Raw genomic sequence first — 12,208 nt, forward strand, 5'->3', positions numbered from 1 at the left:
CCGACCACGGTCTTCGCGTGATCGGCGGGGAGCTTTCATCGGGCCTGACCGGCCAGCAGGCGGCGCCACCACTCGTACGCCTCCTCGCGCCGCCAGCATCCGGCCGTCCAGGACACGGGCGGCACGTCGCGGCGGGCGAGGGCGCGGCGGCGGAACTGGTAGACGCCGCCGCAGCGGACCAGCTCGTAGGAGGTCATCTGGCACGCGCAGGTGTGGGCGACGACCCGGCCGCGCCCGAGGCTCTCCTCGATCCACCACAGCTTCGTGCGGCCGAGGCGCGGCACGGCCGGGTGTGGGGACACGTCCGGACAGTCCGCGTCGTCGTCCTCTTCTTCGGCGGCGACGTCGAGCACCGCGGCGGACGCGCTCACCCGGCCGTCCCCTCGGCGATGCCCTCCTGTACGGCGATCGCCTGGCACAGCTCGACCAGGTCGTCGGCGTCGACCGTCCGGTGCGCGCCCGCCTCCTCCACGGCCGAGGGGAACGGCCGCTCCCGCGTCGCCCACAACCGCCCGGCATCGCTCCGCATGATCCGCCACCCGGCGAACACCGGACGGGCGGCGGCAACAGCCCTACTCTGTGTCATGGGTCAGGACCACCATCCTGATCAAGGACCCGTCGGCGATGTAGGGCACCGCTGGCGGGTCCGCTTCATGCAGGCAGTGGTTCTAGCGCTCCTACCTGCATGACCGGCTTGGACGATCCCAAGACTGGTACACAGCGCGAGCGAGTAGTGACACAGAGTGTGTCAGATGTGACGTTCTGTAGAACGGTCACCGTACAGTCCGGGGTTTCGCAAGGACGGAGGCCGCCGAGGCTTACGTCAGCCGCCGGAGACGAAGGCCAGCGGTAGACCTCCTCCGGATCCAAGCCGAACCGCATCGCCCACGCCATCTAAACTCGCCGCTGGTTGTGCAGGGCATCGATCAGGGTGCCGTCAACATCGAAGAAGACCTATCTCCTGGCCGCCAGAGTTTCCTGCATGGTGGGCACATTGCGATCACGCCATTGGGTGACGAGTCGGCCGTCGAGGATACTTCTCCGAGAGGGCAGGACCAGCTATCGGCGGTCGAGACAGTCCAGGGCTCGTTCCCAGGGGAAGAGGTGGAGGTAACGGCTCCCGGTTCCCGGCTCGTGCAGCGGATACACGTCCGGGCCGAAGAGGACCTCGACTCCCCAGGACCGAAGCTTGTCGATGTGCTCCTGAAAGGCGGGGTGAGCGGCGTGTGCCCGGTTCGTGAAGGGCAACGCGACGACCGGAAGCCGCTTGCCGATGGCTTCGACCAGAATGCCGAGCGCGAGCGTGTCGCACACGGCCAAGGCCCACTTGCTGATGGTGTTCACCGTGGCCGGCGCCACGATGATCGCGTCGGGCGGAGGGAGCACATCCGGCTCGCCGGGATTCTTGTACTCACTGCGCACCGGATGCCCGGTCAGTCGCTCCAGCGCGTCGATGTCAACGAATCGTCTGCCCGCAGGGGTTGTCAGGAGGCACACCAACCAGCCCCTCCCCTGCGCCGCCACGATCAGCTTGCTCACTTCGCGGGCTGGAGGAGCTCCGCAAGCAATCACGTAGAGCACGCCCTGACTCATGCCCGCACGCCAGCGCGAGCGGCAAGCCCTGCGAGATCCGCGGGCGCCGGTCCTCGGGTACGGCGGAGGAGATCCGCGATGACGGTTTGAGCGAGAGGACGACAGCGCACCTCGCGAGAAGCGACTTGCTCAGCCTCCAACAGCCTGCGGACGGCGTCCTCCCGGCGACCCCACTGGCTGTATCCGCGCGCCACGTCCACGAGGAAGGCGGCTCGGCGCTCACGGCGCATCCGGGCGAGGGCATCTGGATCGGCCGCCATCGCCGCCTCGGCGGCCAGGCCGCCCTCACCCAGCACAACTAGGGCGGCGACCTCATGAGCGGTGACATTGGCCGGGCCGAAAGCGAGCCAGTGATGGTTGCGGTCGGCGTCCACGAACCGTGCCGCCTGCCGCGCCTCCCCGAGAAGGTTCCGCACCACGGAGTGCCTACCGAGGGATGCGGCGGCCATCGCCCCCTGAAGCAGCACATGGCCATACATGGCACGCTGCTCCTCAGCATGCGACTCGGCGCTGAGCCGATTGGTCAAGCCCGTGAGCATGTCCAATGCCGACTCTGCTCGCCCCATGGACAGCAGCGCGTTGGCGATCCGGAATCCGGCGGCGGCCAGCAGCGACAAGTCCCCGATCTGACGGGCCGCCGCCATGCTCCTGTCCCCTGCGAGCCAGGACAGCGAATGCTCTCCGAGCTTCCGCAGGGTGCTGGCGGTGATCTGGTAGACCTCGGCGAGGAGCCTGGCCGTCTCCTCCGTCCCAAGAGTGGCATGGGTGCTCTGCGCGTTCTCCAGCGTCTCCGGGAGCACCTGACTGATGACGTCGTAGTCCGCCACCTCGAAGGCGCTCCACGCGTAGGCGACCTGGCGGCGCAGGCGCAAGAGATCACCCGGCCCCGCATCGAGAGGATAGCGCTCCAGCGCCTCCCGAATGCGCTCGACCTGCGCATCATCGATACACAGGGTCCCGCTTCGGGCGGATTCCTCGCCGAGGAGAGTCTGGAGGTCGACGTTCAGCGCCTCGCAGAGAGAGTCCAGGACAGAGAGCCGATCGGCGCTCCGAACCCCGGCCTCCACCTTGCGCAGCCAACTGATTGAACGGCCCAGCCGGTCGGCAAGGATTTGCTGGGTCAGGCCGCGCCGACGCCGCCAGTACGCGACCCGCTGGCCCAGTTCCCGATCGTTCATCCCGCCCCTCAAGCATCCGTGTCCCCGGCTTCCCAGCTTCGCCGAACTCAGAGTTCGGCAACAGCCCCTCGGAAGGACGTCTATGTCCCGTGCGATCGCACTATCGATCATGGGAGGTCAAGTCTCGCGTACGGGAAGCCGAAGGGGTGACACGCCCTGTGTCACCCCCGCGACACCTACTACGGCGGAACACCGAGTGAGTACCTCGGCCCGGTCAACGCCGTCCGCGTGGGAACCTTGGCGGTGCGATCGAGGCGCTACGCCTGGTGCTGAATGGACCACCGCCGGAAATGCGGCGGTGCCCCTGCCGCTCAAGCTTGATGAGATCGCCAACCGTGTGCTTGCCAGTGGCTACGCGAAGGAGACCTGCGAAGGAATCAAGGCGTTCCGCTCCGAGAGCTCAGCGCCTCTGGAAGGGTGATCCCGTGACGGGAATCGACGAGCAGACGCGTAATCACTGGTGGTGGCGCCCAGGATGGCGAAAGGGCCGGTCGTTTTACACCTGGCACTTCCTTGTCGGCGAGCAACCCGCCCTGCACGAGTTCGCGGCGCGACTGCGCCCTCACCTCGAAGAGGCGGGCGTTTTCGATCCCATTCCGTTCGAGTGGCTGCACATGACCTTGCAGGGCGTGGGCTTCACGGACGAGGTGAGCGACGAAGACCTGAGCGTAATCAGCACGGCGGTTGCCGAGCACCTGGCCAACTTTCGGCCCGTCTCGGTTGACCTTGGTCCGGTGGTCGCAGACGCAGAGGGCGTACACCTTCCTGTACGGCCAGTCGAAGCCGTAGCCGCCATTCGCCGAGGCATCCGCGAGAGCATCGCGGGGGTATGGGGTAAGGACCACGTGCCCGAGGCTGAAAACCGCTTTTATCCGCACGTCAGCCTCGCCTATGCCAACACCTCTGGATCGCCCTTGGCTCCGATCCGGGAGACCCTCAGCCGGCATGCCGAGGTCGTACCCGCGACGCTCACACGCGTCTCGCTGATCGACCTCAACCGAGATGAGGGCATGTACCAATGGAAGGTTCTCAAAGCACCGCCGCTGGGCGGTTGATGTCGTCAGACCTCCGCCGTCCTCGGACCGCTCGCCGAAGTCGCAGCACAGCACGACCACAGCAGGAAGGGGCGATAGTGACCACGAACAAGCGCGGTCGCAGGCTATACCCGGCTGGAGAACTCGATTATCCAGTACCGCCCGAGGAGACCCTGCTGGAGATTCTCGAAGAGCAGGGCATTACTCGGCACGAACTGGCCTCTCGTGCCGGGCTACCCCTTCAGTATGTCGATCAGCTCATCGACGGACTGGTTCTGCTTCCACCAGAAGTCGCAGTAGCCCTGGAGCGAGTCACCGGCACCCCCGCACGGCTTTGGAATCGACTTGAGGCCGACTATCAGGCAAAACAATCCATGGAACATCGCCGTTGAGCCTGGACGCGGGGTAGAACTGGCCCTACCGCAGCGGGCTGATGATCCAGGGGCTGCCGGACGCGCCGGACGGCGAGCATGTTCCCGGCAGACCAGAGACTCACACTTATCCTCTCCCGATGCAGCCGGGGCAGGGCGTCCAGCCGTCGGCACGGGCCTCCGCTTCGGACATCTGCAGGATGTTATGCAGGCGGTTGCCCTGGCTTTCGCTGCCGAGCCGACCCGCCAGCCACATGGGGCACTCCTCGCTGGCGTGATAACGGTCGCTTCCTCTTGTGGTGATCACCGCGGGAAGACCGGTCATCCGTCGCTCCCCTCTCGTGAGTGCCAAGGTGGGTAGGGCAGGAGCGATCCTGCCTCACCCACGGTCACTGGTCGAGAGAGCCCGTCTCGACCCGGCAGACGCCGTACGGTCCGTTGGACTTCGCCTCCCGGACGGTCTTCCCGTCCACCTTGATACGGCACTTCACGACGCCTGCTGTATCGGCGTTCTGCACCCACAACGACACGGTCAGCGTGTCCTCGGGCGCCTGGACGGTCTTGGAATACGGCAAGGACACCTCGGTCTCCTGCTTGATGTCGAATCCGACGTTGTAGGTGACGTTGCCGGCCGAGTTGGCGCCGCCAACGCCTTCGGCTTCGAAGGTCACCTCGTGGTCACCGGCGACACGTTGCCCGAGTGTGGTGTCACCGCGCCCCGCGGACTGATCTGCGGACTGGGTGCCGATTCCGGCAATGCCCGCGATGACGCCGGCGAAGACCAGCGTCCAATAAACGATCCACAGGCTGGTGAGGATCCAGCCGAGGACGAGACCAGCGATCGCCATACCGCGGCCGTCGGTGTGGTCGCGGCGGATCTGCCTCATCGCGACATGGCCGAAAACCACGGCGAGGAGGCTGGTGAAGCCGCACGTGATGAAACCGGTGAGACCGAGAACGAGGCTGGCGACCGCCAAGCCGTTGGTCTTAACCGGCGGCGGGATCACGGGGTAGCCGGGCTGTACAGGGTAGCCAGGCTGTGCGGGGTAGCCAGGCTGGGAGGGATAGTTACCGTACGGCCCCTGCTGATAGGTCATGGTTCGACTCCGGGATTACTGTTTTATTCCGACCAATTTGACAGCTCACCCGCAGAGTCGGCTTACCCACTTGGCGCTTCGTGACCTGATCGTTAACGCTCACGCATCTCTCGCCCGCCGGACGGCAAGCAGCGGACAATCGCAAGAGGAATAGAACCGGGCCTTACAGCCGAATCCGAGGTCGCTGGACAGCCAACTCCGCGCCGCGAGTCCGCGTCTCGACATCTGACAGCTCGCCATAACCTCTCAGCGCTTCAGCGCTAACATGCCGCATCGCTCCGGCTACTTCATCGTCGTTCTGGGTATCACGCACTCCTTCAGAACAACGGTGGCGGAGTGTTGCCGGACTGCTTGGAGGTACGGACCGGCTTGGGCCTGGCGGACTTCTTCTTGTCGTGGAGGCCCTTGGCGACCTCTTCGGCGTAGCGCTCGTGGTTGAGTTCGAGCAGGAGGTCCACGAACTCGCGCTGTGCGTAGGGGCCGACCGTGTAGCGGGTTTCCCGGCCGCCCACCAAATGGAAGCCGTGGTCGAGCTTGTCGAGCATGTCGTCCCAGCCGTAGGCCCGGCAAACCGCCGCGTCGATGTCCCGATGGATGCGGCGCAGCTCGACAATGTCCTCGTCCTGGCACGCCGGGTCATTGACCAGGTTGTACGTCGCGGTCAGGCCGACTTGGCGGCAAGCATCAGCTCCCGCCGGTACGTGTCGAGCCGATCGCCAAGCTCACGTATCTCCGAAGTCAGCTCCGGCAGCGGCAACGTTTCGAATACGTCGGATGGCGTATAGCGCACCCGTGTTTGAAGGGTCGACGCCCGAGTAAGTGTCCACCAGTAGTGCGGCGCACTCGAAAGCAGTGCCAGCATGGCTGTGTCATCGGTCGCGAATACCACCACTTGTTCACTCATGACCTGACCAGTTGGCACCATCACTGGCATTACGACCTTACTCACTCGCGTAATAACAGTCACCCGGTCTAATGACGCGATAGAGTTGTAAAGCGCTGGTCGCCGTCTCCAATACTGCCACCAAGGAACCTGACGCACCGCCGCACTTGCATTGGCGCGCTCTGCTTTCACCTTGCTCTCAATCCAAGACCAAGGCTCAGGCCATTCTTGAGCCTCCTCGGCAGTTCGGTCACCGAAATCCACAGCCCAGCGACCAGCCGAGCAATCCGGACGGGAACTTATATCCCATAAGGAAAAAGTACTTCGACGTTCCGCGGGTCGCATGCCAGCATCTCTTGAGCAAATGATACCTCTACAGCAAATCCAATCCCTAAAAGAATAGACCCTTGAAAGGCTATACCATAATTGACAGCCAGGCGGTACGGATTCCCGAGCGCACGAGATTCAGGATCCAAGGAAGAGGTAATTCCGGATACAACTGCACCGTCCGCTATCAGCTGAGCCTTCCTCTAGGGGAAAGCGACTGGACCAAACGGCACAGTACTCCAATGCGGCCGACTTTGACGGCCAGGGCTTCGACTTAACTGCCCGCCGGATGGTGGTCCCTTCGCTTGCAGCCCTATTCAAACCCACCTCTCGGGTTTCACCTGGAGCAAGCGTGTTGGTCGCGATCAGACCCGTCTGGCCAACAGAATTGAGGATGGCGTGGGCGCGTAGCACAAAATAAGCGACCAGATCGGCGGCGCCTTTGGCGCCGTCAGCGAGAGCGGAAACGAGGTGCTCGCGATAGGCAGAGCCCGAGCGTGGCTCGACCGGGTGGACGAGGCCGTGGACGAATGCCTCCAAGCAGTGGCCCACCTGCGCCGGATCGCCGATGAGCATGTCGGATACATGACACAGCTCGCCTTGGCCCTGAACTTCGTCTCCGATCCCCTGTCGAAGCTCGACCGCGATGACGAGGCACTTGCGGCGGCGGCGGAGGCCGTGGAGACAGCGGGCCAACTGGATCACGACCAGCAGATGGTGCGCTCGCTGACCTCGTGGACGTACGGCAGGAGACTGCTGGAGCACGGCCGGCTGATGGAGGCGAAGGAGGCCTATCTCGCGGCCGTACCGGGCAGCGAGGACTTCCGTGAAGGGTTCGCGCCGGAGCTGTACCGGCTGGCGGAGATCCTCTTCGGCGAGGGCCTGCTCAGCGAGGCGGCGTCCGTCCTGACGGTGGCCGCGCGCCTGTTCAAGCTGCTCGCCGCCGCGGGCTCCGGCTGGGCCGCGTCGCACGCGCGGCTCCTCGGCCGCCTCGCCCAGGTGGACTTCATGTGCGGCCGTCACGAGGCCGCGCTGCGCTGGGCGGAGCGGGCGGTGACCGCGGCCGAGAAGTCCGGCGACCGCGAGACCGTCGCACTCGCCATGGGCCACCTCGGCAGCAGCCTGGCCGGCGTCGGCCGCGACGAGGAGGCCGAGCAGGCGGCCCGCGCTCCTCACCGCGATGCCCGAGGTGCCGGGGCTGCACGCCTTCTGCCTGGACCGGCTCGCCTGGTGCCGCGCCCGGCTCGGCCGTCCCGACGAGGCCGTACGGCTGGCCCGCCGGGGCGCCGCCCTGCTCGAACCGATCACGGACGACGACCACAGCGCTCACCTTCCCGAGCTGGGCGTGCTGCTGTGCGACCTCGCCGGTTACCTGCTCGCCTGCGAGCGTCCCGTCGAGGCGCTCGACGCCGCGACGCGGGCGCTCGGCGTCCGCGAACGCCTGCACGCGCGCGACCCCGAGCGGTTCCGGGACGACCTGGCCGAGGCGCTGCGGCGGCTCGGCGACGCGCTGGCCGCGCTCGGTCGCGGGCAGGCCGCGGAAGACGCCCGGCTGCGGGCCGACGGCGTGGCCGGGCCCGTGCGGCAGAGCGCACCCGCCACGGAGACGTACGAGGGATGCACGGCGGCCGACCTCGCCAGGCGGTACGACCGGCTGGAGGGCACAGCGGAGCACCGGCCGGGCATCGCCGCGGCGCTGCACGAGCTCGCCGAGACCACCGCCGATTGCGCGTTCGCCCCGGCGGACGGCCCGGACTGGCTGGCCCTCTCACTTAGCGACCTCGCCGCCGCGCTGTGCCTGCGCGGCCGGGCCGACGACGAGATTGAGGTGCTGCGCGTCGTCGTGGCGTTGCGGGAGGCCGCGGAGCCCATGACCGAGGAGGCGGTCGGGGAGCTCGCGCTCGGCGCGGGCAGGCTCGGTTCCGCCCTCACCCGCGCCGGACGGTTCCCCGAGGCGGCGTCCGTGAGCCTGCGGGCGGCCACCCTGCTGGAGAACCTCGTCGCGGCAGGGCATCCCGGGTTCCGCTACTTCCTCGCGCAGGCGTACGAGGACGCCGGGAACGCGCTGGCCCGCCTGGGCGAGCGGGAGGACGCCGTCGCGCACATGCGCCGGGCGGCCGGTGTGTACGAGAACCTCGCGGCCGAGGATCCCGGCGACCGCGACCTCCTGGCCCGCGCATCGAAGGCCCTCGGGGAGCTGCTCGCCGGCCTCGGCGACCTGGCCGGCGCGCTCGAAGCGTACGAACGGGCCGTGGACCTCTATCGAGCGCTTCTAGACGAGGGTCACGGCGCCGTACGGGCGGACCTGCGCCGGGCCCTGACCGCGGCGGCGACGACCCGTGGCCGGGCCGGTGACACGGCCGGGTCGCTGCCCCTCGCCCGGGAGGCGATCGGGCTCGCCGACCTGGCCGTCCTGGTCGGCGCGGGCGACGGCACGGACGGCCTGCCTGACCTCGGGCAGGCCCTGCACCTGATGGCCGTGACGTCCTCGGGCGACGAGGCGTACGACGCCGCGGAGCGGGCCGTCGCCTGCTACCGGCGGCTGGACCGGGAGACCCCGGGCACGTGGCGGCGCGCTCTCGTGCTGACCCTGGTCCTGCTCGCGCGCCGCGCCGCGCAGGCGGAGCGCTGGCGGGTCGTCGCGGACGCGGCGGAGGAGACGATTCCCGACCTGCTGGAGAACGCGCCCGACGACGAGCGCGCCGGACAGGTGCTGCCGGAGCTCCTCGACGACTACCGCACGGCGATCGTCCGCCTGAACATCCCGGACACGCGTCTGGCGTACGCGGAGGCGGCCCTGCGCCGCCTCACCGGGCCGCCGGCCACGATCCCGGGCTGACGGGGCGGCGCGTGACACAACCCGTGGCGCGGCGGTCATGAACCGCCGCGCCACGGGTGCGGTGCCGCGGGTGTGCGGATCAGCCCGCGCTGCAGGAGACCGTCGGCCAGTTGTAGTTGCCGTTGTGCTGGATGGTCACCCCGAAGTTGTTGCCGCTGCCGTTCGGCTTGGCGACCATCACCTGGGAGCTGGGCCAGGTGGCACTGGTGTTCCAGGTGGAGAGGATCTTCGCCGGGGACGGCACGTTCATCGTCACGGTCCAGTTGTTCGAGCCGCTGACCGAGACGTTGAGGTTGTAGCGGTCGCTCCACGACTGGCCGGCGGACAGCGTCGCGGTGCAGCCGCCACCGCCACCGCCGCCGCCACCGCCGCCACCGCCGCCACCGCCTCCGGACGTGGAGCCGCCGATGGTGATGTTGGAGTTACCGCTGCTCTGGTAACCCTCGGTCGCCAGGATCATGTAGTCGTGGCTGCCCAGGTTCATGCCGTAACGGGCCCAGGCGTCGAAGTGGTTGCCGGTGGTGATGGTGCCGCCGGTCCGCTTCTGCTGCCGGACGCTCCAGTACTGGTTGAACGTCTTGTTGCCGTCGATCGAGGGGGCGTTGTAGCGGGTGGTCTCGTAGATGTCGTAGGTGCCGCCGTCGGTGGTGACGGTGCCCTTGTACGTGCCCGTGGGCCGCCAGGAGCCCCAGTTGTCGACGATGTAGTACTCGACGAGCGGATTCCTCGTCCACCCGTAGAGAGACAGGTAGGCGTTGCCCGACGGGTTGAAGCTGCCCGAGTAGGAGACGGACCTGCGCCCGCCGTTGCTCCAGCCCTTACCGGCCACGAAGTTGCCGGTGTTGCGCCACGAGGTGCTGTAGTTGCCGCCGGACCCCAGGTCCATGGAGACGGTGCCCTGGCTGTCGGTCCAGAACGAGAAGAAGTAGCCGTTGTTGGTGCCCGTCTGGTTCGTGGTGACGGCCGCGTGGGCGACGCCGGGCAGCAGCGCCACGGCCGCGGCCAGCGCGACGGCGCAGGCGCGGGCGATGAGTAGCCTGGCGCGGCCGCGTCTACGGCCTCTCCAGTATGCGGGGGCGTCGATCATGTGCGCGCTTCCTCCTTGTGAAGGCCGTCGGGGGCGGGCGGCGTGCGACGGCTCGCCGGGAGCCGTCAGCGGGCGGGATACGACACGACACGACACCGTCGCACGCAGCCGAAAGTTATCGGAACATCGGCGAAAGTATCGGACCGCACTTGTCTCGTTGTCAACGATTTCCGTAATGCCCCGGAAACCGTATGGTGGACGACGTGCTCGTCACCGCTGGTCGGAACCCTCCAATGGGGCCGATACCCCACGTGGTGACGCATTCGGAGTCCGAACTTGGGCCTTGAAACTTTCAGACACTCCCCGTTCCCGAGGCCGTGAGCGGGCAGGCGACCGGCTGTCAGGACCGGTGGCGGGCTCGCCCGCCGGCGATCGCGATCAGCAGCGGGATCACCGCCCACCCGGTGAGTACGGCGAACGCCGTCCAGGACGGCATGATGTCCGGGACCTGCTCGATCAGCTGGAGCGCCGGGTACGCGGGAAGGACCCGGTTGATGTGCTCGCCCCAGGGCAGCATGCGCGCGACGAACGGCAGCACGACAAGGATCGCCACCAGCGCCGCGGTCGCCGCGGCCCCGTTGCGCAGGATCGTGCCGAGCGCCAGCCCGAGCAGCGTGCTCACCACGATCATGAGCGTGCCGCCGGCGATCACCGTCCAGGCTCCGGCGGGCAGCGGCGACGGGTGGAACTCCGCCGCGACGAACCGCCCGTAGAGATAACCGGGAACCGTGATGAGCAGCGAAGCGACGATCGCGGCCCCACTCAGGACGGTCGCCTTGGCCATCAGCACGCGGGCCCTGGACGGTGTGGCGAGGAGAGTCGTGTCGATCATCTTCGACGCGTACTCCGCGCTGATCGTCATTGTGCCCAGCATGCCGAGCGGAAGCTGGGCCAGGATCACTCCCACGTACACCGCCACGACGATCCCCATGGCGGCCTGATCACTCGTACGGGCCGGATCCCAGCGCGCGATGACGGTGGAGGCGCCCAGCGCGGTGAGCGTGAGCGACACCAGCACCCCGACGCCCAGCGCCCACCAGGTCGAACGCAGGGTCCGCAGCTTGATCCACTCGGCGGCGATCGCACTCATCGCGCACGCCTCCCGATGAGGTCCAGGAACGCGTCCTCCAGCGACGTGCCGGGGCGTACCAGCTCGGTGATCCCGGCGTCGACGCGCACCCTGCCCTGGGCCACGACGATCAGGTGATCGGCGGTGACCGCCATCTCGCTCATCAGGTGGCTCGACACGAGCACGGTCCGGCCCTCGGCGGCCAGGGACTTGAGCAGGCCGCGCATCCAGCGGATGCCTTCCGGATCGAGTCCGTTGGCGGGCTCGTCGAGCACGAGCACCTCCGGGTCGCCGAGCAGAGCCGCGGCGAGCCCCAGCCGCTGCTTCATGCCCAGTGAGAATCCGCCGACGCGCTTGTGTTCCGCACGGCCGAGCCCCACGAGCTCGAGCAGCCCGCCGATGCGCGCCCGGGAGACGCCGTTGGAGCGGGCCAGCCACCGCAGGTGCTGCCCCGCGCGCCGCCCGCCCTGCACCGCGGTCGCGTCCAGGAGCGCGCCGACCCGGGTGAGTGGCCTCCTCAACTCCCGATAGGGCACGCCGTTCACGGTCGCGCGCCCGGCGGTGGGCTGTTCGAGACCGAGGATCAGCCGCATGGCCGTGGTCTTGCCGGCGCCGTTGGGACCGAGGAAGCCGGTGATCCTGCCGGACGGGACCGTGAAGGAGAGGTCGTCCACGGCGAGCGTCTTTCCGAAGCGTTTGGTGAGTCCGGTGACTTCGATCATGTCGAGGT

13 protein-coding genes and 1 pseudogene are annotated in these 12,208 nt (G+C 67.7%); 4 read left to right on the forward strand and 10 right to left on the reverse strand.

All coding sequences use genetic code 11. The features are described 5' to 3' along the window. Positions 1-35: 35 nt before the first annotated feature. The 4 genes from ACQPZZ_RS21485 to ACQPZZ_RS21500 all read right to left on the reverse strand — a co-directional run bounded on the left by ACQPZZ_RS21485 (position 36) and on the right by ACQPZZ_RS21500 (position 2,771). Complete coding sequence (locus ACQPZZ_RS21485) at positions 36-371, reverse strand: hypothetical protein (protein WP_432920978.1); 336 nt, start codon at positions 369-371, stop codon at positions 36-38. Then, positions 368-586 (reverse strand): hypothetical protein, encoded by a 219-nt coding sequence (locus ACQPZZ_RS21490; RefSeq protein ID WP_432920981.1) that lies wholly within the window; start codon positions 584-586, stop codon positions 368-370. The genes ACQPZZ_RS21485 and ACQPZZ_RS21490 overlap by 4 nt, the downstream gene beginning before the upstream one ends. A gap of 473 nt (positions 587-1,059) precedes the next feature. Continuing rightward, positions 1,060-1,593 (reverse strand): flavoprotein, encoded by a 534-nt coding sequence (locus ACQPZZ_RS21495; protein WP_432920984.1) that lies wholly within the window; start codon positions 1,591-1,593, stop codon positions 1,060-1,062. Then, on the reverse strand, positions 1,590-2,771 hold the full coding sequence (locus ACQPZZ_RS21500) for a helix-turn-helix domain-containing protein (protein WP_432920987.1): 1,182 nt from the start codon (positions 2,769-2,771) through the stop codon (positions 1,590-1,592). Before ACQPZZ_RS21500 ends, ACQPZZ_RS21495 begins: the two co-directional genes overlap by 4 nt. Positions 2,772-3,196: 425 nt before the next feature. Here ACQPZZ_RS21500 and ACQPZZ_RS21505 point away from each other — a divergent pair, with 425 nt between their 5' ends. Together ACQPZZ_RS21505 and ACQPZZ_RS21510 are read left to right on the forward strand one after the other, a co-directional pair. Beyond that, positions 3,197-3,826 (forward strand): 2'-5' RNA ligase family protein, encoded by a 630-nt coding sequence (locus ACQPZZ_RS21505; protein ID WP_432920990.1) that lies wholly within the window; start codon positions 3,197-3,199, stop codon positions 3,824-3,826. A 77-nt stretch (positions 3,827-3,903) separates the two neighbouring features. After that, positions 3,904-4,197, forward strand: a complete 294-nt coding sequence (locus ACQPZZ_RS21510; protein WP_432920993.1) for a helix-turn-helix transcriptional regulator — start codon at positions 3,904-3,906, stop codon at positions 4,195-4,197. A gap of 368 nt (positions 4,198-4,565) precedes the next feature. On the opposite strand, the gene ACQPZZ_RS21515 is transcribed toward ACQPZZ_RS21510, so the two are convergent. The 3 genes from ACQPZZ_RS21515 to ACQPZZ_RS21525 form a co-directional block, all read right to left on the reverse strand. Beyond that, positions 4,566-5,273, reverse strand: coding sequence for a DUF4190 domain-containing protein (locus ACQPZZ_RS21515; protein ID WP_432920996.1), 708 nt, complete (start codon positions 5,271-5,273; stop codon positions 4,566-4,568). A 317-nt stretch (positions 5,274-5,590) separates the two neighbouring features. After that, on the reverse strand, positions 5,591-5,818 hold the full coding sequence (locus ACQPZZ_RS21520) for a hypothetical protein (protein ID WP_432920998.1): 228 nt from the start codon (positions 5,816-5,818) through the stop codon (positions 5,591-5,593). Positions 5,819-5,934: 116 nt separating this feature from the next. Beyond that, on the reverse strand, positions 5,935-6,501 hold the full coding sequence (locus ACQPZZ_RS21525; RefSeq protein ID WP_432921001.1) for a type IIL restriction-modification enzyme MmeI: 567 nt from the start codon (positions 6,499-6,501) through the stop codon (positions 5,935-5,937). Positions 6,502-7,491: 990 nt separating this feature from the next. Between ACQPZZ_RS21525 and ACQPZZ_RS21530 the strand changes: the two are divergent. Together ACQPZZ_RS21530 and ACQPZZ_RS21535 are read left to right on the forward strand one after the other, a co-directional pair. Next, positions 7,492-7,587 (forward strand): annotated as a pseudogene (locus ACQPZZ_RS21530) (hypothetical protein); the annotation flags it as partial. Positions 7,588-7,663: 76 nt separating this feature from the next. Then, positions 7,664-9,322 carry a tetratricopeptide repeat protein gene (locus tag ACQPZZ_RS21535; protein WP_432921004.1) on the forward strand — a complete coding sequence of 553 codons (1,659 nt, stop codon included), beginning with the start codon at positions 7,664-7,666 and terminating at the stop codon, positions 9,320-9,322. A 79-nt stretch (positions 9,323-9,401) separates the two neighbouring features. Here ACQPZZ_RS21535 and ACQPZZ_RS21540 read toward each other — a convergent pair whose 3' ends face one another. From ACQPZZ_RS21540 to ACQPZZ_RS21550, 3 genes are all read right to left on the reverse strand, one after another. Next, the gene (locus ACQPZZ_RS21540) at positions 9,402-10,409 is read right to left on the reverse strand and encodes a glycoside hydrolase family 11 protein (RefSeq protein ID WP_363647307.1); all 1,008 of its coding nucleotides are present in this window, start codon (positions 10,407-10,409) and stop codon (positions 9,402-9,404) included. Positions 10,410-10,749: 340 nt separating this feature from the next. Continuing rightward, positions 10,750-11,499, reverse strand: coding sequence for an ABC transporter permease (locus ACQPZZ_RS21545; protein WP_432921007.1), 750 nt, complete (start codon positions 11,497-11,499; stop codon positions 10,750-10,752). Beyond that, positions 11,496-12,200 (reverse strand): ABC transporter ATP-binding protein, encoded by a 705-nt coding sequence (locus ACQPZZ_RS21550; RefSeq protein ID WP_432921010.1) that lies wholly within the window; start codon positions 12,198-12,200, stop codon positions 11,496-11,498. Before ACQPZZ_RS21550 ends, ACQPZZ_RS21545 begins: the two co-directional genes overlap by 4 nt. Between the last annotated feature and the right edge of the window lie 8 nt (positions 12,201-12,208).

Origin of the sequence: Microbispora sp. CA-135349, from assembly GCF_050947365.1 — a bacterium.
GTDB lineage: Bacteria > Actinomycetota > Actinomycetes > Streptosporangiales > Streptosporangiaceae > Microbispora.